Here is a 20,447-nt window from a genome sequence, read left to right on the forward strand (position 1 = left end):
CGGGAACAGTTAACTGAAATAATGTACAATTTTAAGTAAAAAATCTTGATCAAAGCTATTTTAGGTTGATTTAAGAAGCCCCGATCTGCTCATCGCCTAAAACCGATTGTCTGCAATTATATTGTCGTACTATTCGCGGTTTAAAACGTCTAATTCAGGCGATAAGATGTCCGCTTGTACCATAAACCCATATTTCCATATTGAAACCTATTATATTTTAGCAGTAAACGGAAATAATTGTGGCATTTGGTCAAAACAGATTAACATTAGCTTCCCTTTCAGCATCATGAAGGTGGATTTGGCTCACAGGCCGTAATTAACTCTATATTTGCCCGGCAACTGTCCGTATTTCCGTAAACCCGTTTACAGTAAATGAAAAATAACACTACATTTAAAATTTCCCCCGGAATTATATGGAGCAGTTCAATTTTCCTTGGCCTGCTGGCCTCTGTTCCCCAAATAGCCGAACGCCATTTTAAACCCGCTGAAGCGGCAGTGAATTCGGCTGTTACCGCTTCTTTTTCATTGTTTGTATGGTACTATAATATCTATACGCTGCCAAAGCAATCGGGCAATAAACAACTGAATAAAAGCATCTCGTATTCCCGGCTCCTTACAACACTGCTGATAGGCATGGGGGTAATGCTGGCCTTAGCCTACATACAGCAACTGATATTAACGCATTTAAATTTCGGCCCGGTAATGCTGATGATTGAGGTAAGGGGTATACTTATTAACCTCGTATTTTATATGCTGATAAACCTGTTGTACCAGAACTACCAAAACCAGCAGGTTAACGTTGAGCTGGAACGCATCAAGGCCGATAACCTTGGCGCACAATATGAACTTTTGAAACAGCAGATCAACCCGCATTTCCTGTTTAACAGTCTCAATACCCTAAAGGCGATGGTTGAGACCAATGACCAACACTCGGTTGATTTCATCCTGAAACTCTCCAACTTTTATCGTTTTACGCTTGAAAGCCGCAAGTTAGACCTTATTCATTTATCCGAAGAACTGGAAATTGTAGAAGCTTACAATTTTTTACTTAAAGCCAGGTTTGAAGATGGTTTTATTTTCACTAATACTATACATGAACAATATCGCGGTACGCTAATCCCCCCATTCACGCTGCAGCTATTGATAGAAAACTGTATTAAACACAATGTGGTATCGCTGGATCATCCGTTGCATATTAAGCTTTATGCTGAAGGTGAAAACATCGTTATGGAAAACGAAATAAAACCAAAGCGCTTTGAAGAACCATCAACAGGTGTTGGACTTAAGAACATTAATCTACGCTACGATCACCTGCTTGATAAACACATAGAGATCATATCTGAAGATAAAATATTCAAAGTTAAACTACCTATTATACATGAACATTATCATCATTGAAGACGAACTAAAAGCGGCCCGCTCGCTTGAAGGTATCATATTAGAATTAAGGCCGCACTCAAAAATAATTGCGAAGCTTCAGAGCGTTGAAAGCTCGGTTGCCTATCTTTCAGAGAACAGGCAGCCCGATCTTATTTTTTTGGATATCCGGCTTTCGGATGGATTGTGTTTTGAGATCTTTAAATTGGTAAAGGTGTACTGCCCTATTATTTTCTGCACTGCGTTTGATGAATATTCGTTAGAGGCATTTAAGGCCAACAGCGTTGATTATGTGCTCAAGCCTTTCTCAAAAACAGATATTGCCGATGCTTTTAAAAAGGTAGACGAACTGCGAAATTTCTTTCAGCAAGGCTCGCAGCCGGATATCAGCAGCCTGTTATCGCAGATTACTCCTCCGGCAGGTAAAAAAAGCTTCCTGGTATTTAAAAACAATAAGTACATCACGATAGCTACCAATGATATCGCTTTCTTTTACATCCGTAACGAATTGTCGACCATCATGACTTTTGATCAGCAGGAATATGTGGTTAACCAGTCGCTTGATCAGATCAGCAGCCAGCTTTCTCCCGATCAGTTCTTCAGGCTCAACAGGCAATACATAGTTAACTTCAGTGCGATAAAAGAGGTGGAGCATTATTTTATGCGTAAGCTGTTTGTGAAACTAACCATTCCAACTCCCGAGAAATTACTCATCAATAAAGAAAAAGCGCCGGTATTTTTAAGCTGGCTCGAGAATAGATAGTTTTAAGTCTGAAGTCTTGAGTTTTAAGTTCTAAATAAAACGATTTCTGACTCAAGACTTCCGACTTGAGATTTAGAACTTAAGACTTTCGACTTAACAAATGCCCAACTGAACTATAGATATGTCTGGTTGGGCTTTTTTATGCTGTTTCTGTGGCTATTTAGGGTATAATTTTGAAGTAAATAAAAAATCAAGAAATATGAAAACCTTAAAAATTTTTAGCTTTTGTGTTGGTACCGTGGCACTGGCACTTGCTACTGCAGCTTACGCTAATCGTAAAATAAATGCCCCTAAAACTGAAAACGCCACTCCAGGAAAAGGTTTTGCCTTGGTAGAATTGTTCACTTCAGAAGGATGCTCAAGCTGTCCTCCAGCTGATGAATTGCTGGCCAGAATACAAAAAGATTCACAGGACAAACCCGTTTACATATTGGCTTACCATGTGGACTATTGGAATAACCTCGGCTGGAAAGATGTATTCAGCAATGCCATGTTTTCAAAACGCCAAAAAGAATATAGCTACCATTTAAATGCCCAGGTTTATACACCTCAAGTTATAGTTAATGGTAAAACTGAGATGGTAGGCTCTGATGAGCCAGCACTGCGCGCAGCTATTTCCAGCGCCTTAACAACTGACCAAACCGCACAAGTGTCCCTTAAGGCGCAACAAAACGGCGATAAGTTAACTGTAAACTATGAGTTATCCGATAATACTGATAACCAAAATCTACTGATAGCCATTGTACAAAAATCGGCTATTAGCAAAGTTGCAAAAGGTGAAAACGAAGGCAGAACTTTATCCCACGCCCAGATAGTTCGCGATCTAAAAACAATCGCCATAAACCAGGCAAAGAAAGGTAAAACCGCTATTAATATCCCTAAAGAATTTAACCAGCAAGGATGGGAAGTAGTAGGCTTTATACAAAACAAAGATAATGGTGAGGTTTTAACCGCAACAAAAGCAGTTTTAACCAATGAAGCTGTAGCCAAAATATAACAACTATAAATTCAAAAATCATGAGCAAGTTGAAACAAGGCCGGTTATTAATGGGATTCTTGTCACTGTTCTCTTTATCATTCCTTACAAGGGCACCGTTTGAACATAACCCGCAGGATTGTGAATTGATCTGCGTTCGGGAAAAGAGAAAAAAACCGGCAGAGAATAGTTTAATCTAACATAAACAGGATCGGCCCTTCGCAGGGCCGATCCTGTTTTAAGCAAATACTATCATGAAAACATTACTGCTAATTGCCATAGCAATATTTTTAAGCATTGGGGTTCATGCCCAGGCAAACGAACTAAATTGTACCGAGCAGGCATTTACTTTTAAAATAAACCTGCCGGCGGGTGGACGCAACTATTCTTCCCAAATAGGCCACTTTGATGCTTCACAATTATCGCCGGAATTCAGGTTGTCGGGTGCTATCACCGGTAAACAAAATCAAGCGAAAAAAATGCTTCTTAACGGCTTTAACAAAAAACCTGATTCGTACATAGCTTATTCCCCGGCTGATACTATCATGTCAAAAAAGATGACATTTCTACATCCCAAAATAAACCGTGTAACAGGTAAATTTACCTACACAGCCTACGATCATTTTAAGCTATTGTCAATGCCTGTCTTAAACGCCTTAACTCCGCTCTTAAACTAATCATCATTAACATAAAAAAACAAACCAATGAAACTCAACTATTACGGTCACTCATGCTTCTCGGTAGTAGCCGGAGGTAAACACATTTTGTTTGATCCCTTTATTACAGGTAACGAACTGGCTAAGGACATCAATATTGATGAAATTAAAGCTGATTACATTTTTGTATCGCACGGGCATTACGATCATATTTTGGATGTAGAAACTATAGCCAACCGTACAGGCGCTATGGTTGTGGGTATTTATGAGGTGTATGATTACTTCAGCAAAAAGGGCGTTAAAAATGTGCATCCTTTAAACCCGGGTGGTAAAGTGACTTTTGATTTTGGCAAGGCAAAATCGTTCATCGCCCAACATTCGGCCAGCTTTCCGGATGGCAGCTATGCAGGCGTGGCCTGCGGTTATGCTTTAAAGACTGATGATGGCAATCTGTATTACAGCGGCGATACCGGTCTCACCTTAGATATGGAACTGGTGGCCAAATGGGTTGATCTCGATTTCGCGGTTTTCCCTATCGGGGACATGTTAACGATGGGCGTTGAAGATGCCATTGAAGCGGCAAAGCTTGTTAAGGCCAATAAGGTTTTGGGGGTTCATTATGATACCTTTGGCTTTATTAAAATAGATAAAGACGAAGCTGTTAGTGAGTTTGAAAAAGTCGGTTTAAAATTATTTTTACCGGGTATTGGCGAGAGTATAGAAATTTAAACTTTAGTTTTCTTGAATATAAAAATGCCTTCCTAATTAAATTGGGAAGGCGTTTTTGTTACTTTTAAAGTACCCCGTTTAGGGGGACGGAGGGGGCGAATTATACTAAATTGATCTCAACATTGATATTACCGTAAGTCAATTTTGAATAAGGACATGTTTGGTGTGCTTCTTCAATTAATGCTTTGGCAACTTCCACATCCAGGCCTGGTAAGCTAACGTTTAAACGGGCTTGCAGGAAGTATGCACCTGTGGTAATACCCAAATCCACTTCTGCATCAATAGCCAGTTCGGCAGGAAGGGCAATCCGTTTTTTAGCAGCAGCAATACCGATGGCACCTTCAAAACATGCTGACCAGCCTGCTGCAAATAATTGCTCGGGGTTAGTGCCTGGTTTAGGGGTTCCGGGAGTTGAATGTTTGATATCCAACTGGCCATCGGTACTAACAGATGAACCACCGTCGCGACCGCCAACGGTACGAACTTTACCTGTATATAATACTTTGTCGATTTTATTAGGTGAGATATCTTCGATAACCTTGATCTTGTTGATACCTGATTCTTCAATAGTTTCCATTGTGTTATTTATTTAATTAATTTTTGTTTTTTGTATGCTCAAAGATACCCTGATATCGCCCGGTGCCCTATCACTAACTATGTGAACCGGACAAGCCATGTCGTGAACAAGACATTCTTTAAGCCGAAAGTTCAACCAGTACGAGAGCTATTGAAACTTTTAATCACAACCGGTAAAGAATAAGAAAACCAGCTACACATTACGCGTAATTATTCTAAATAAATTTGGATACTGCGTTTATAAACAGCAATTTTAAGCCACTCATTGTTCGTAAACCAATTGAAGAAGTTTATTGCCCTAATGCTGCTCGGTTTTCACCTGCTTAATATAGGCGGGCAACTGGCATTGCATCAGTTCATGGTTTACAAAAGCAATAAATACTTTGCCGAACAAACTGCCAAAGGCTTTTACAATGTGAAAGACCTTACCGAGGTAGTAATCCCGGTAAACATGCCTGGGATAACCGACTGGAAAAACTACGAAAATATTCATGGGCAGATCCGGTTTGGCAACAACAGCTACAATTATCAAAAAATGCGCGTAACCAGTCGCGCAATTTATTTGATGTGCATCCCAAACTACGAAACCACCCAGCTGGCCGATAAAAACATTATTAACGCAAAGGATATAAAAGAAAACCCGGTACCGCAAAAGGAGCATGTACCCTTTGGTAAAATAATTATGCAGGATAACCTCAATTTCACTTTTGTACATTTTGAGTTTGGCTGCCCTATAAAATATACTCAACAAATTGTTGCTCACATAGTTCAACAGTTAATTCCTGCTCACCAGGATATCCCCGAGCAACCGCCAAAGGCCGTTTGTTAATCTTCTCCTGTTTTAGTTCATTTCTTAGGGTAGCGGCTGTGCCACTCTACCGCTGTGTTATTATTTATTTCTGTCGATAGTTTATTCGTGGCTCAAGAGTTATGAAAATAACAACATATCGATAAGATTAGTAATCTCCAGACGATACATCCTCTCCCAACCTATAAACATTCAATTTATTAAAATGCCTTACATTACACTTGAAAGCCATTTGCCGGGCATTACCGGCCTGCTGGAGTATGCCAAAGAAGCGGCACAACCTATCCGTAACCTTACACAGTTTTTATTGCGCGGGCCATCAACCTTGTCTGAAGCCGATCGTGAGCTGATCGCCACAGTGGTATCACACAACAACCAATGCACCTTTTGCACTACCGCTCACACCGCCGCGGCCGACCTACTTGCAGGTGAAGCTGAAACAGCGCAAAAAGTAAAGGAAAACATTGAAACTGCCCCGGTTACCGAAAAAATGAAAGCTTTGCTTACCATTGCAAAGCTAACTGCCCAAAATGGCCGGAATGTAACTACCGAAGCCATCGACCGTGCCAAAGCTGCCGGAGCTACCGATATCGAGATCCATGATACCGTGCTCATAGCTGCCCTGTTTTGCTATTACAACCGCTATGTTGACGGATTGGCCACAGCCTTACCTGCTGATGCCGGCTATTACAACATACTGGCCGAGCGATTAGTAAACCATGGCTATACCCGCCTGCCACAAGGCTATGATCATTTAAAAAAATAACCCTAATCCTCATTTGAAGTAAAACCCAATCACAATGAAAAAACTTTTATTCATCATATTACTGCTCAGCTCAATAAACCTGTTTGCACAGGACATTAAAATAACGGGCAACATTACCGATGCAGCTACAGGCAAACCTGTATCCGGCGCAAGTATCGCTGTTAAAGGAAAACTTACAGGCACCACTACTGATTCAAAGGGTAACTATACTTTAAATGCCAATAAATTGAAGCTGCCCTTTACTATCATTATATCGGCAGTAGGCTTTGAAGTGCAGGAAAGCCAGATAACATCTGCCAATAACAATATCAGCGTCAAGCTAATACAAAAGGCAATTGTGCTTAATGAGGTGGTATCATCGGCTACCCGTATCAACCAAAGCATTTTACAATCGCCGGTAAGTATCGAAAAAATGAGCCTTAAGGCCATTAAGGAAAACCCTTCATTCACATTTTACGATGGATTACAGAGCCTGAAAGGCCTCGAAGCCGTTACCAGCAGTTTAACCTACAAACAGATCAACACACGCGGCTTTAACAGCACAGGTAACAGCCGTTTTTTACAACTGGTTGATGGTGTGGATAATCAAACCCCCGGTTTAAACTTTTCGGTAGGTAACCTTTTTGGCGCTTCGGATATTGATATCGAAAGTGTGGAAGTTATTCCGGGCGCGGCTTCGGCATTGTATGGTCCGGTAGCTTTTAACGGCTTACTTTCGCTTAAAACCAAAGATCCGTTTAAATACCAGGGATTAACCGTACAGGTAAAAAGCGGTCTCAACCACTTTGGCGAATCGGTTGTTAAGCCGCAGGGCTTATATGACTTTGCAGCCCGTTATGCCAAAGCATTCAATGATAAATTCGCGTTTAAAATCAACGCCTCATACCTTACCGGGCGCGACTGGTATGCCGATAACTATACCGACGTAAGCGCATCAACTCCAGCCGCTCAGCGCGGCCCCAATAACCCTGGCCGCGATGCACTTAACATTTATGGAGATGAGGTTACAAAAACCTTACCGGGAATTGGCCTTGTTTCCAGAACTGGTTATGAAGAAAAAGACCTAATGAACTACAACGTTTACAGCCTTAAACTTAACGGCGCATTACAATACCGCTTCAACAATAATCTGGAGGCAATCTACCAATACAACTACGGTCGCGGTACTGCAAGCTATACAGGCAGCAGCCGTTTCGACCTGAATAACTTTGTTTTGCAAACACACAGGATTGAGTTAAAAGGCAGCAACTTCTTCGTTCGCGGCTACTCGGTTGAAGAAAATTCACACGACTCATACAATACCCGCTCACTGGCTCAGTTCATTAACCGCGATTGGGTAAAAGACCTTAATGGCAACACCGTAACACCTGATAAAGCCGATGATACCTGGTTTACCCGCTATGCCGCAGCATTTAACGGTTCGGTAAGTGGCGTTACACCAAACAGCAATTCCGCTGCAAGGACTTTCGCTGACCAGGGTCGCTTTTTACCGGGTACAACAGAATTTAACAATGCTAAGAATGCATCAATTCATAATTATGGATTAAGCGGTGCGGGCGTTTTCAGTAACAGTAAATTTTACCATGCTGAAGGCCAGTATGATTTTACCAGCGCCATAAAAGTGTTTGAGCTTTTGGCCGGAGGCAGTTTCCGCAATTACAGGATGTTTACCAACGGCAGCTTGTTTGATGATAAGGTAAATCGTGTAACCATTAAAGAGTACGGCTCATTTTTACAAGCCGGCAAAAAACTGTTTGATGACAACCTGAAACTAACAGCTTCTATCCGTTATGATAAAAACGAAAACTTTAAAGGCAGCTTCACTCCTCGTGTTTCGGCAGTTTATACGGTTGATAAAACCTCAAACTTCAGGGCATCATATCAAACCGGTTTCAGGAACCCAACCCCGGTTGATCAGTTTATCCACCTTAACGTAGGCCCTATCACTATTTTGGGTGGTGCGCCTAATAACAGCAAGGGCCTAAACGTTTATGAAAACTCGTTCACCTCGTCATCGGTAAGTGCTTTTGGCGCTGCGTTTGGCAAGGCGGTACAAAGCGGTACGCCATTCCCACAGGCTATCGAACAAAACAAAGGGCTGCTCCAAAAAGCAAGCGTAGCCTACATTAAACCAGAGCAGCAAAAAGCATTTGAAGTGGGCTATAAAGGCTTGATGATGGATAAATTACTGATTGACGTAAACTACTATTACAGCAGCTACACCAACTTTATTCTGAATACTGTGGTTATTCAACCCAGCAATCCAATTCTTGGTTCTGATGGCCAGGTTACCACAGCCTCCGCAACTGATATTCCTAACGGTAAGGTTCACGCCTTCCAGTTGTATACCAACGCACCGGATAAAGTATCGGCCCAGGGAGCAAGCGCCGGTTTAACATACCTGCTTAACGGCGGTTACGCTTTGGGTGGTAACGCAACTTTATCAGTATTTAACCTTCGCAACGCTAATCTTAACAATATTGCGGCTTTCAATACACCAAAATGGAGCACTAACGCTACGTTTGGCAATAGCAACGTAATCAATAATTTTGGCTTTAACGCCGCCTGGCATTGGCAAACCGCTTACGACTGGTATGGTACATTTAATGGAACCCGCCCCGGCCGCGTAGATGCTTATTCAGTTGTCGATCTGCAATTCAGCAAAAAGCTTCCGAAAATAAAATCAACCGTTAAACTGGGAGGCAGCAATATCTTCAACAACCGCATTTACCAATCGTATGGTTCGCCGGCAATTGGCGCCATTTATTATGTTTCAATAGTATTTGATGACCTTTTAAAATAGAACAACATGAGCACTTTAGCAATTGAAGAGCAGGTTGTAAAACCTCAAACTAACCTCAGCGCCGCATACAGGGTGGCGCTGTTTGTAATCTGTTTTTTTAGCACTGCATTAGGTGGTTCCGTTTCAACGCTGATGTCGGTTTACCTGCCCGTTGTGATAAAAGACCTTCAGGGTGCCGTTCCTGCCAATGAGATCAACGCCATTAGCGGGTATATCAATGCCATTTTCATTTTTGGATGGGCGTTTGGCGGCTTTACCTGGGGGGTTATCAGCGATAAAATGGGCCGCAAAAAAGCCCTGTTGCTGGCTATTGGCAGTTATGGCATATTCACTATTTTGACCGGGATGATGCCAACCTGGTGGGGCGTGCTGCTTTGCCGCTTTTTCAGCGGTTTTGGTGTAGGCGGTGTTTTGGTAACTTCCATCACCTTAGTGAGCGAAGTTTGGCCTGCCAAAAGCAAAGCTGTAATCATAGGCATTCTTTCCATAGCTTTCCCGGTAGGTATTTTCTCTGCAGGGCTAATCAACTTTATTGTATCATCATGGCGGTCGGGCTTTTTAGTCGGGGTGATCCCTCTTGCATTGGCATTGATAGGCTCTTTGGTTTTGAATGAATCTGAAAACTGGCTCAACTACCGTAACGATATCGTCAACCGCGAAAATCCCTTGAATAAACTGCTCTCTAAAAGCCATCGCCGCGAGCTTATTGTAGGCTCCTTAACCTTTGGCACTATGCTGATAGGTTTATGGGCCATATTTTCATGGCTGCCTACCTGGGTGCAAAGCCTGATTACCGACCATGATGCCGCGAAAGAACGCGGCCTGAGCATGATGTGTATGGGAATGGGTGGTTTAACCGGTGGTTTCTTTTCAGGATGGCTTGTTAACCTGTTATCTATTAGGCGCTCCATGGTGATCTGTTTCGCGGTTTGCGCGGGTATGTCATTTATCCTGTTTAAAACCAATGCCACGTTCAGTGCAGCAGTTTACATCGAGATCATCACACTGGCCCTATTTTTCGGGGCGAGCCAGGGCGTATTATCAGCCTATATTCCACAATTATTTTCAACCGGCATCAAAGCAACTGCAACTGGCTTTTGCTTCAACATCGGGCGCATATTTACAGCTACTGCGGTTTTATTTGTAGGCGTGCTGGTATCAACCCTGGGAGGTTACGGCAACTCGCTATTCATCTTTTCACTGGTATTTATAATTGGCTTACTGGTAGTATTATTTGTACGGGAGAAAGCCGAAGGCGAGGAAAAAGCAAAAAGCTGAAAGCTTAAAGCCGAAAGCTTAGAAGAAAATTAAAAAAACACTAATTCAATAACTCACTAATTCACTAATTAAAAATATGGCACACATCAATGTACCCGAAGGCGTTCCGGGCATCCGTTCGCTGGTAATGTTCAGGCCCGAAACCGGTCAGTATTTGTATGAACTGGCCGAAGTGTTATTACGAGGAGAATCAGCCTTAAGTCCGGCCGACCGTGAGCTCATAGCCACCTATGTATCATACCGCAACAACTGCACATTTTGTTACAGCAGTCATGCCGCTGCCGCCCGTTGCCTTTATGAAGATGACGCCCTTATTGTTGACGAAGTGCTGCGCGATATGATCGAAGCCCCCATCAGCAACAAACTAAAAGCTTTGCTGAATATTGCCGGCAAAGTACAGATCCTTGGTAAAGAAGTAAAGCAGGAAGACATTGACGCCGCACGTGCAGAAGGAGCTACTGATCGCGAAATTCACGACGCGGTATTGATAGCAGCCGCGTTCAGCATGTTTAACCGCTATGTTGACGGGCTTGCCAGCCTTACCCCTACCGATCCCGAAGCTTACGCCGAAATGGGTAAACGTATGGCTAAAGGTTATGTATTACCACAGCCTCAACATTAATTTAACCTGACAGATATGGCACATATAGAATTAAATAACGATCTGCCCGGCATCCGCGGTTTAATGTTTTACAGTCCTGAGACTGAGGCGCCATTAAACGCCCTCGCCGAGCAATTGCTTCGCGATGATAATAACACGCTATCGCGCGGAGAACGGGAACTGATAGCAACCTATGTATCCTACCTCAACGATTGTTTCTTTTGTCAGAATGTGCACGGCGCAGTAGCCGGGCATTACCTCGGCTGCACTATTGATGAGATAGATGCTATCAAAGCTAATTTTTCTACAGCTGATCTTTCGCCCAAGATCAAAGCGCTGTTGGCTATTGCCGGCAGTGTACAAAAAGGTGGAAAACATGTAACAACTGAACAAATTGAAGCCGCCCGTACGGAAGGCGCGGATGATAAAGAGATCCACGATACCGTATTAATTGCTGCCGCATTTTGCATGTATAACCGCTATGTTGATGGATTGGAAACCTGGGCACCGCAAGACCGTCAGATCTATATCGACCGGGCACCTGAACGTGCCGAAGTTGGTTATATATCAAGCATTTTTAAAAAAGCTTAATACCTACTGCTTTATCACGCCCACAGCTCGGAGTTTTTAACTTCGGGCTGTTTTTTTGTTATTAAACGCTGCTCTATCCTTTGAATCGAATATACTATGAAGCTGTACCACAAATCAGGATTAGCCTCGTTTTTTTCTTATTCAGTTAATAAGTGATATATAGTTTGAGTTGGATTTACTAACAAAGGGGGTTAACAGGGTTAACAGAATTCAGGGTTAACACTTACATATATATTTAAAAATCAGATAATTAATCGTTTTTTATACAAAAAAAGTGTTACCCCCCTTTTGTATAATATTATCAGCTAATTTTCAATTCATCTAACTGTTTTTTTCGCGTATCCCTTGTCATCGACCGCAGGAAAAAATCTTATACACCCTGCTAAGCGGACTTTGCAAAACCGCTCAGCCGGGCTCATAAGATTTCTCTTTTGCCCCTGTACTCATTCCCCCCAAGCTCTATCGAAACGACAAAAAGCTTAAAAAAAACTTCTATTTAAACACCACCCTGCTCCCCTCACTATGCGCATTAAACTCCGGCGCATACATGCATTGGATACTGGTAATCCCCGTTGAAAAATTGCCAGGCTGTGTTACCCGCAATTCATATTCAAATACGTAGCTGCCTTTGTTTAAATAACTAATGAAAAAGTTGGTTGCTACATCTTTAGATACCTGATAATATGATAAACCATCCTGGTATTTATATTCCGATAAAGCCGTTATAGGCTCCGTACCTGCCGGGCGAAGATCCTTAAGCTGCACATATTCATAATCACGACCAGCTTTTAAATACACCACCACTTTGAGCAAATCTCCGGTTTTAGGCTGATGCGCTACATCAACCTCCTGCAATACGGGGCCTGCATCTGTTTGCTTTTTGATGAAGTACTTACGCTCCAAATGGATATCCGTTTGCGACGGGTTGATCTTATCCATTTGCTCCAGGTACTGCCAGTACATAGCACCATAGCTGATGGATTTTCCGTTATTTTTGACCTCCACCTTGCCCAATGCAGGTTTTACCTGATCATCAATCCAGCTGGTTTTTATGTAGCCAATACCCGCATCAGCTTTAACCTCCGGTTTTAATTCAGCGAGCGGTTTATTATCCAGCTTAATTTCAGATGCAGCGCCACCTTGCAGCCAGTCTTCCTGTTTTAATAGCAGTGCATACACTGCAGCGGCAGTTGCTTTGGTGGTTTTCCAGTTATTGGTTTGCTTGTTGCGCATAAGCCAGATCTTCATTTCCTCAACCGCTTTTGCGTTATTACCAGCTTCAGTGAACAACTCTATCATTAAACTTTGCGTTTCAATTGGCGACTGGTACCAGTAATAACCCACCATGTTTTTTCCCCAGTACATACCCATTTCGTCCGAAGTTTGTGCCGTTTCCATCAACGATTTAATGATGGCCTTTGTAACCAATGGTTTGCCGTTACGCACCATGGTAAGGGCTATCATCCCCTGCTCATAAATGCTTCGCGTTACCCATTGATCTTCGGCTCGTTTCAGATAATTATTGAAGATAGATTTTAACGCCGGTTCCATTTGCTTATCAGTGTAGTAACTCCGCACGTACCACGCATGGGCTTCATCGTAACCAATCTCTCTTTTTTGATAGTCCTTTTGTTTCTTCTCTTCTTTATCCTGTTTTATCAGCCCGGCATCCATATACCCAAGCGCTTTGCCGGCAATCTCTTTTAATATTTTATTATCAGCTGTGGCTATCTTCAGATGATAAAGCTGTCCTATTTCTTCCAAAACATGGCGGGTGATGTAATCATCGGCATAATTGCCCCCAAACCAGGGGAAAGCGCCGTTCGGTAATTGCTTTTGTTTCAGTTTATCCAGGTTAGCCTTCATTTCGTAGCTCATTTTATTGAGATCAAAAAGCTGGGCTATCCTTTTCTTTTGCTCCGACTCGCTAAGGGCATCCTGCAGCCATGGCGTTTCTTCGAGCAGTGTGGTTTTTAATTCCTGGTTCTTTTCGAGATTGGAGAGCAATTCTTTACTGTCGCCACTTTTCCACTGATCAAATACCTGCTTGATCAGCTGCATTTTACTGATCAAATCTGTCGACAAGCTATTGGCATAATAACGGCTAAACAATTGTTCCGAACACTCATACGGAAACTCCATCATGTAAGGAATGGCCTGCACTGCATTCCAGGCCGGATTTTGACTGTATTCCAGCGTGAGGGTTTTACTTTTTAACGTAGTGCTGCTATTGTTAATTAGCTTATCAAAATTGAATGTTTTAGTTTGCCCGACCCTTACCATCATCGGCAAACTTTCGGTAACCAACATACGGTTTGGCAATACCGGGATAGTATTTTCTTCACCGTCGGTGTATTTACCCGCGTCAGCTGTTAAACGATAAGTAAGTGCATCAAGCCCGGGCGGGATTACCAGTTTAAAAGAAATTGATTTAGTTGCCGAAGCGCCGATCTCAAACTTTTGTTGTGCATCATCTTTATTTGTTAATAGTTCTACAGGTTGCATATTAATGCCATTGAAGAGCCGTAACTCCACTTGTCCCTTTAATGGTTCTCCTTCGAGATTAGCTAACCGAGCGGAAACGACCACAGTATCACCTTCACGTAAAAAGCGGGGCATATTGGCATTTATACTCAATTGCTTTTGTGTAACCACCTCGGCTTCGGTATAACCAAGCTGTAATTGTTTATCATGCGCAAAAGCCCTGAACTTCCATTTGGTAAGAGCCTCGGGCATGGTGAACTCAATCAATACCTCTCCTTTTTCATCTGTACGGAGTTGCGGGTAAAAGAAAGCTGTTTCATTAAAGTTTTTGCGGGTGTTGATTGGTTTCGGATCAGACCGGAGTTCATCATAATGCATCGAAAACTTACCGACTTGTTTCTCCCTTATAACAACGTTATCGCCTTTGTATAATACTTCTGCATCGGGTTTTACAACAGGGGCATTAAAACCAACAGCGTTAGAATAACCATACAAGTTTCCTTTTAATGCGCTAACCGCAGGTGGCTCTAACTGTCCCTGTTTCACATCACTGCTGTCTACCGACTCATCACTCGTAACCGGGGGAGGAAACTTGATTGTAGAAGCAATGTACACGTAACCATTTTGCGGCAAATTAACGTATTTGATAGTGAAATACTTTTTGCTAAATACTAATGTAGCATTTTGAGGCACTTTGATTTTGTAAAACCCAAACGAATTGGAAATTGTGCTGATCCTGGTATTCTTAATGGCAATCTTCACATTATCCTGCGGCTCGCCGTCGGTATCTAAAATCCTGCCACTTACTATATATCCATTTTTAACAAGCGCGGCATTTTTGATGTACAAGGCCTCGATCTGCTTATTCTTAGTCGATCCTTTTTTATATTCTTTTACTGATTCGGTATAAGTATTATAACCATAATTATCGCCGCCAAAATAACTATAGCCAAACCAGTTAAGCGTTTCGTAATCAAAATTCAACATATGCGTATAGTATGGGGCCTGATCAAAAGTGGCTGTGCCAATCGCAATTACAAATTCTGTAAAACTTCGCCAATCAAAATAATCGGGGTCGTAGTTGTATACAGGCAATTGCTGGTCCCATGTTTGAGGCAGTGCAACATCGTCAAGCGAGGCGTCATACATGCCTGCCAATAACTCAGCCTCTTTTTTTTCTTTACCGGGGGCAGATACCTGCAATTTCCATTGTTCTTTTTCGCCCGGTTGTAACTTATCTCTGAAAGTAAGCAAGCGGATCTTTAATGCCGATGCAGTATCTTTTATTTTAATATGTGTGTAGCTACGATACAAGCGGTTATCGTTCAGCATTAAAAACTGAACCGCAAAATTATTTTTGGCGGTTGCCGGCACAGGGATTTTTAAACTCTGTTGATGATCGCCTCCAACGGTAAGCCACTCTGACGACAGCATTTTAGGCCCCTCATATTTTTCGACCAGGATATGGCTTTCCCTGCTTATGCCCAGCCAAAATTCGGCAGTTTGCCCGGCCTTATCTATTTTATCGTTGATGGTAGTTGCCCAACTATCCATATCGGGTGCTTTGCCCGGCTCATTATTAACCTTTATATAATAGGTTTGTGATGTGGTATCGCCTTTATCATCCTTTGCATTTATAATCAGCTTATAAACACCGGTTGGCTGCTGCTTTAACCCCGCTAAATCAAACTGACTATTTGTAGTATCGCTAACTTTTACATCGGCTTCAATAATTGTCTTATTTATTTGCCAGGTATCCTGTTTATCTTCCTTTTTATAAGCGTAGCCTGCAAATAAGGTTTTAAATTCATCAATGGTCATCAGGTATTGATCAGGTTCATCCCACAACCGTTTCTTAAATACGCCGTCGGGCCGATTTAACGAATACACTTTTACATTTAACAAACCATTTTGTGGTTGCCCGTTGATATTACTAAGCTTTACGGGGATAATAGTTTGATCTTTTGCAGATAACTGTTCGGGCACCCTTAATTCCAGGTCAAGTACATTATTGCTTACCTTAACAATCGTATTGGCTGATTGCGTTTCACCGCTGCCATCGGTTACATTAGCCGTTATGTTATAATTATACATATCCGGAAGTTTCCCATCGCTTGCCGAAGCTCTAAAAGCAAAGTTAAATTCGCCATTATCATTTGCTTTGATGGTGTCTGATGCTATTTCAACATTATTAGCATCCTCAAAACTATCCCCCATCATTTTTAAATAATAAGGTCGATACGCAGCAATACGTTTAACATGATAAGCTACCTTAGCCCCTGAAAGACCGTAACCAGAAAATGCGGTAACTTTACCTTTTATACATACAGAGTCATTGAACTTATAAGTTTCCTTAACCGGCGAAAATGTTACCTGGAAAGTTGGCCGCTTGTATTCCTCAACCCTGATCAAAGCCGAACCATGATCGGTAGTTACAGACATCATACCACCCAGCGTTTGCTGAGGTATAATAAATGAGCCTGTTACCGTACCGTACTCATTGGTTTTGAGGTTCAGGATACCTTGCTTTTGCCTGTTGGCATCAAATAAACTAACAATAACCTGCTCATTGGGTACAATGCTACTTTTATTGTTCAAGGTACTTATTTGCAAACCTTTAAAATAAACCGTTTGGCCTGGGCGATAGATTTGCCTGTCGGTAAATAAAATGGTACGTTCAATGGTTTTTGCTGCAACTTGCTGGGTTTCGACAGCACCCAAAAGATAACTTTGCATTACCATCAGTTTGTCTCCAACTGTTGATAGATCTGCATTAAAATGATTCTCCCGGCATGAAAAAGTAAACACACCATCAACATCCGAAACACCATTGCTAATAGGGTTCCGCATTGTTTTTCCCTTGTTGTTATAAGTATTGTACACATTAACCTTAATGCCTTTTAGTGGCTTTCCACTATCCCGGTCCAGCACCCGAATCTCTTTTAGGCCATCAGGCCTTTGCCGGGTTACATAAGCCAATCCGCTAACTTTGAACTCTGCTAATCCCGTCAGCGATGATCTATATACTGAGGAGTCATCAACCATTAAAATATAATTACCTGGTTTTAGCGGAGCTATTTTAAATTCGGTCTGGTGATCTTTATAATCGTGCATCTCAGGCAGTGAAAGGTTACCGGCTTCAATGGGCTTTAATTTACTCACAAAATCGTATACCCTTTTGGTAATCGTTAACTCCTCTTCTTCATCCTGCTTGTTGTCTTTTTTTAGCTGATCTATTTGCGCGTCGGTAATACCATATATTACAAATTCAGCTTGTTTAACATTAGCATACTGCAAGCTTGCCAATAGTGGTTTACCGGGAGCATATACCTCTTCAACCTGGGCTGATAAGGCCCGTTTTTCTAACTCTTGAATGTAGGCCACGGCATTTTTTCCACTTATACTATTGGGAAATACCCCCTTAGCCTTTTCATAATAGCTGTATGCCATAACCAGACTATCATGATTTTGATAGTAACGTCCTAATTGTACTAAGGCCTCGGCACTTATTGGTTTAGCAGCAAAATCGGCCGCTGTTTGTTTTAAACCCGAAAGGTATAGCGAGTCGGCATTAACCAAAGTGGATTTATCATGCAAAAACCTGAGCCGTTGCAGTTCAAGATCGGCAATGGCTTCAATATTATTTTCATGCAGATGAAACGCGGATGCCTGCTGTAATAACTTAATTCCCTGATACCAGGACGAAGCGGTATCTGCGCTACTGATATTGAGCTTAATAAATGAACGGGCAGCACCAAAAAAAGCAGGATCATTTAAGGAGAAAGCCATTTTAGGTTTGATGATCTCCGGTTCATCAGCTAAAAAGAATTCAAAGGCCCGTTGTGCCAACAGGTCGTAAAGTGTAGGCCGTAAATAACGGATGCTTTTATCGCCCTTTAAAACACCATCAAGAGTGCCAATTGGTGTGGCCTGTAACTGTTTGACATCAGCAAGTGACAGCCGGTATTGCTTTGATGTTTCTGAAATGATGGTTTGCAGGTCCCACTTGGTATAGTCATCGCCGGGTGTTTCCAGGCGGCTTCGCTGATTGTAATTGTAACGGTTTTCCTGGTAATAATGCCAGTACATTTCGGCCAGCATTGATTGCAATACGGGTTTTGCCGGGTACTTCGCTTTATCAATATCAGCTTTTAACCGGGTGATAATAACAACCAATGCATTCTCTTCAATATATGACTGAAAAGTCATCCTATAAATTACCGCGTGGATCTGTTGTGGGGCATTACTTTCATCGTGGGCCAGCTTGTCGAGTTTATCAACTTCCTTCAATGCTGATTTGGGCAAACCTACGGCTGCCAGTGAATCGATCCGGAAACTGAGCGCATCATATTTATTCTGTGCTGATACCAGGTTAACAGAAATAATCAAGCTTAAAACAAGCAGGCAGGCAAGGGTTCTAGCAAGTTTTGATAACATGCGGGATAATGGTTTTGGTTGATGTTTAAACGGCATACCAAGATATAAAATATCCATAGCTTAAATTTTAACGTTTTTTAACGATTGATCAATCACTCTACCCTTAAGATGCAATTACAAACCTTTTTCCATAAATAGTTTTCGGACCTTCCTATCCAGTCAATTGAAACAGCAATATTACTTTGTAAATTAATTTAAAAAGTTAATTTTAGTTATGCTAACCACCAATCATAAACTAATTAAAACCCTGCTGCTCACAGCATTTATCGGCCTGCAAAGCTTGCAAAGCAATGCCCAAACCAAAGCGGGTACAACCGAAATAACTAAATGGCAATACGGCAAAACCGGAGCTGTTTCCCTTACTTATGATGACGGCTCCATGAACCAGTTCAGAAAAGCCCTCCCTGTGATGGAACGCCTAAAAATGCCGGCCACATTTTTCATCATTACCGGATCTATCCCCGGATCCAAATACCATGGGAAATTTATTGGCCGCCCGGTAAAGGAGATCATCAAAGAATCGGCAACGGTTCCAACTAATGATCAGAATTTTTTTGAGCGGTGCTCTGCCACAGGGTATTTAGGTTACAAGGGTACCATCGCTTCACATACGCAGGCCGGAAGTTTGTACGATAGCGGTAAAAAAGAAAAAGCGTTTAAAGTACTTGATGATATTTATGCCAAAGCCCGCAATGGCGAATTAAAACCCGGCTACGAACCCAACGATGAGTTTAAACAATCCGTAGGTTCAACCTGGGATGATTTCAGAAAAGATGCAGCCAAAGGATATGAGTTTGCCAGTCATTCCATTACCCACCCCAGCATGCCCGGGCTTGATGAGCAGAACCTGCTTTGGGAACTGGAAAAAAGCAAGGCAGATATTCTGGCCCAGCTTGGCCCTAAACATACATTCTCGGCAGAGTGCCCTTACGGCTTTGAAAACGACCGCGTAATGAGCTATGCCCTTAAAATATATCCGGCATTGCGTAACCGCATGCCCGAGCCATGGCTAAAGGAAATTGACCGCGCCAGCAAACAAACACCCGGCTCAACGGATAAAGATTATATTCAATGGCAGCGCGGGGCAACTACCAAAACACCGCTACCTATGATGAAACTTTGGGTTGATACTACGCTTAATCATACCAATACCTGGCTGGTACTTGTTTTCCATGGGATTGACGGCATGGGTTACGAAGCCCTGCCCAGCACCCTGCTCGATGAATATTTCCAATACATCAAAAGCAAAAACGACAAACTATGGGTAGCAACTTTTGGCGATGTAACCCGCTACATGCGCGAACGTGAGCACGGCAAAGCCGATGCTTCAACTACAGGAAACATAATACAGGTAAAAGTAAGCCATAGCCTTGATGGCAAAATGTATTATCTGCCGTTAACGCTCAAAACCTACGTATCACCAGGCTGGACAAATGCAACAGTGACCCAGGGTTCAAAAAGCAAAAAGATTAACACAGCTAAAGATCAGCACGGTACCTATGTACTCTATCAGGCTCAGCCAAATGAAGGCATAGTAACGCTAAAGAAAGGATAATTATGTTGGATAATTTAATTGATGCTGAAGTAGTTTTTGATAAAATA

The 20,447-nt window shown here is 42.1% G+C and carries 14 protein-coding genes; 12 read left to right on the top strand and 2 right to left on the bottom strand.

The genetic code is table 11. The features are described 5' to 3' along the window. Positions 1–372 precede the first annotated feature (372 nt). The 5 genes from J3L18_RS15340 to J3L18_RS15360 all read left to right on the top strand — a co-directional run bounded on the left by J3L18_RS15340 (position 373) and on the right by J3L18_RS15360 (position 4,501). Positions 373–1,398: a sensor histidine kinase gene (locus J3L18_RS15340; protein ID WP_129571069.1), complete on the top strand. Its 1,026-nt coding sequence runs from the start codon at positions 373–375 to the stop codon at positions 1,396–1,398. Further along, entirely contained in the window at positions 1,379–2,140 is a 762-nt protein-coding gene (locus J3L18_RS15345; protein ID WP_129571068.1) for a LytR/AlgR family response regulator transcription factor, read from the top strand. Before J3L18_RS15340 ends, J3L18_RS15345 begins: the two co-directional genes overlap by 20 nt. 199 nt (positions 2,141–2,339) lie before the next feature. Continuing rightward, complete coding sequence (locus J3L18_RS15350; RefSeq protein WP_129571067.1) at positions 2,340–3,137, top strand: DUF1223 domain-containing protein; 798 nt, start codon at positions 2,340–2,342, stop codon at positions 3,135–3,137. A 233-nt stretch (positions 3,138–3,370) separates the two neighbouring features. Next, on the top strand, positions 3,371–3,793 hold the full coding sequence (locus J3L18_RS15355; protein ID WP_129571066.1) for a hypothetical protein: 423 nt from the start codon (positions 3,371–3,373) through the stop codon (positions 3,791–3,793). A gap of 27 nt (positions 3,794–3,820) precedes the next feature. Further along, on the top strand, positions 3,821–4,501 hold the full coding sequence (locus tag J3L18_RS15360; RefSeq protein ID WP_129571065.1) for a metal-dependent hydrolase: 681 nt from the start codon (positions 3,821–3,823) through the stop codon (positions 4,499–4,501). Between the two features lie 100 nt (positions 4,502–4,601). Here J3L18_RS15360 and J3L18_RS15365 read toward each other — a convergent pair whose 3' ends face one another. Continuing rightward, positions 4,602–5,078 carry an organic hydroperoxide resistance protein gene (locus J3L18_RS15365; protein WP_129571064.1) on the bottom strand — a complete coding sequence of 159 codons (477 nt, stop codon included), beginning with the start codon at positions 5,076–5,078 and terminating at the stop codon, positions 4,602–4,604. A gap of 279 nt (positions 5,079–5,357) precedes the next feature. Between J3L18_RS15365 and J3L18_RS15370 the strand changes: the two genes are divergently transcribed. The 6 genes from J3L18_RS15370 to J3L18_RS15395 all read left to right on the top strand — a co-directional run bounded on the left by J3L18_RS15370 (position 5,358) and on the right by J3L18_RS15395 (position 11,924). Continuing rightward, a complete protein-coding gene (locus J3L18_RS15370; protein ID WP_129571063.1) occupies positions 5,358–5,906 on the top strand; it encodes a hypothetical protein in 549 nt (182 codons plus the stop codon). Between the two features lie 184 nt (positions 5,907–6,090). Then, the gene (locus J3L18_RS15375) at positions 6,091–6,651 is read left to right on the top strand and encodes a carboxymuconolactone decarboxylase family protein (RefSeq protein WP_091163139.1); all 561 of its coding nucleotides are present in this window, start codon (positions 6,091–6,093) and stop codon (positions 6,649–6,651) included. Positions 6,652–6,685: 34 nt separating this feature from the next. Then, positions 6,686–9,454: a TonB-dependent receptor gene (locus J3L18_RS15380; RefSeq protein ID WP_129571062.1), complete on the top strand. Its 2,769-nt coding sequence runs from the start codon at positions 6,686–6,688 to the stop codon at positions 9,452–9,454. A 6-nt stretch (positions 9,455–9,460) separates the two neighbouring features. Beyond that, complete coding sequence (locus J3L18_RS15385) at positions 9,461–10,732, top strand: MFS transporter (protein ID WP_129571061.1); 1,272 nt, start codon at positions 9,461–9,463, stop codon at positions 10,730–10,732. 76 nt (positions 10,733–10,808) lie between these two features. After that, positions 10,809–11,354 (top strand): carboxymuconolactone decarboxylase family protein, encoded by a 546-nt coding sequence (locus J3L18_RS15390; RefSeq protein ID WP_129571060.1) that lies wholly within the window; start codon positions 10,809–10,811, stop codon positions 11,352–11,354. 15 nt (positions 11,355–11,369) lie between these two features. Continuing rightward, positions 11,370–11,924, top strand: coding sequence for a carboxymuconolactone decarboxylase family protein (locus J3L18_RS15395; RefSeq protein ID WP_129571059.1), 555 nt, complete (start codon positions 11,370–11,372; stop codon positions 11,922–11,924). A 492-nt stretch (positions 11,925–12,416) separates the two neighbouring features. Here the strand turns inward: J3L18_RS15395 and J3L18_RS15400 are convergent, their stop codons facing one another. Next, positions 12,417–18,845: an alpha-2-macroglobulin family protein gene (locus J3L18_RS15400; RefSeq protein WP_189549400.1), complete on the bottom strand. Its 6,429-nt coding sequence runs from the start codon at positions 18,843–18,845 to the stop codon at positions 12,417–12,419. A gap of 214 nt (positions 18,846–19,059) precedes the next feature. Here J3L18_RS15400 and J3L18_RS15405 point away from each other — a divergent pair, with 214 nt between their 5' ends. Further along, a complete protein-coding gene (locus tag J3L18_RS15405) occupies positions 19,060–20,400 on the top strand; it encodes a polysaccharide deacetylase family protein (RefSeq protein ID WP_129571057.1) in 1,341 nt (446 codons plus the stop codon). Positions 20,401–20,447 lie beyond the last annotated feature (47 nt).

Origin of the sequence: Mucilaginibacter gossypii (genome assembly GCF_017569325.2) — a bacterium.
In the GTDB taxonomy this organism is placed as follows: domain Bacteria; phylum Bacteroidota; class Bacteroidia; order Sphingobacteriales; family Sphingobacteriaceae; genus Mucilaginibacter; species Mucilaginibacter gossypii.

Excerpts from the sequence above, each read along its gene's own strand:
- J3L18_RS15340 (WP_129571069.1), top strand. The coding sequence starts at position 373 with ATGAAAAATAACACTACATTTAAAATTTCCCCCGGAATTATATGGAGC.
- J3L18_RS15345 (WP_129571068.1), top strand. The coding sequence starts at position 1,379 with ATGAACATTATCATCATTGAAGACGAACTAAAAGCGGCCCGCTCGCTT.
- J3L18_RS15350 (WP_129571067.1), top strand. The coding sequence starts at position 2,340 with ATGAAAACCTTAAAAATTTTTAGCTTTTGTGTTGGTACCGTGGCACTG.
- J3L18_RS15355 (WP_129571066.1), top strand. The coding sequence starts at position 3,371 with ATGAAAACATTACTGCTAATTGCCATAGCAATATTTTTAAGCATTGGG.
- J3L18_RS15360 (WP_129571065.1), top strand. The coding sequence starts at position 3,821 with ATGAAACTCAACTATTACGGTCACTCATGCTTCTCGGTAGTAGCCGGA.
- J3L18_RS15365 (WP_129571064.1), bottom strand. The coding sequence starts at position 5,078 with ATGGAAACTATTGAAGAATCAGGTATCAACAAGATCAAGGTTATCGAA.
- J3L18_RS15375 (WP_091163139.1), top strand. The coding sequence starts at position 6,091 with ATGCCTTACATTACACTTGAAAGCCATTTGCCGGGCATTACCGGCCTG.
- J3L18_RS15380 (WP_129571062.1), top strand. The coding sequence starts at position 6,686 with ATGAAAAAACTTTTATTCATCATATTACTGCTCAGCTCAATAAACCTG.
- J3L18_RS15385 (WP_129571061.1), top strand. The coding sequence starts at position 9,461 with ATGAGCACTTTAGCAATTGAAGAGCAGGTTGTAAAACCTCAAACTAAC.
- J3L18_RS15390 (WP_129571060.1), top strand. The coding sequence starts at position 10,809 with ATGGCACACATCAATGTACCCGAAGGCGTTCCGGGCATCCGTTCGCTG.
- J3L18_RS15395 (WP_129571059.1), top strand. The coding sequence starts at position 11,370 with ATGGCACATATAGAATTAAATAACGATCTGCCCGGCATCCGCGGTTTA.
- J3L18_RS15400 (WP_189549400.1), bottom strand. The coding sequence starts at position 18,845 with ATGTTATCAAAACTTGCTAGAACCCTTGCCTGCCTGCTTGTTTTAAGC.
- J3L18_RS15405 (WP_129571057.1), top strand. The coding sequence starts at position 19,060 with ATGCTAACCACCAATCATAAACTAATTAAAACCCTGCTGCTCACAGCA.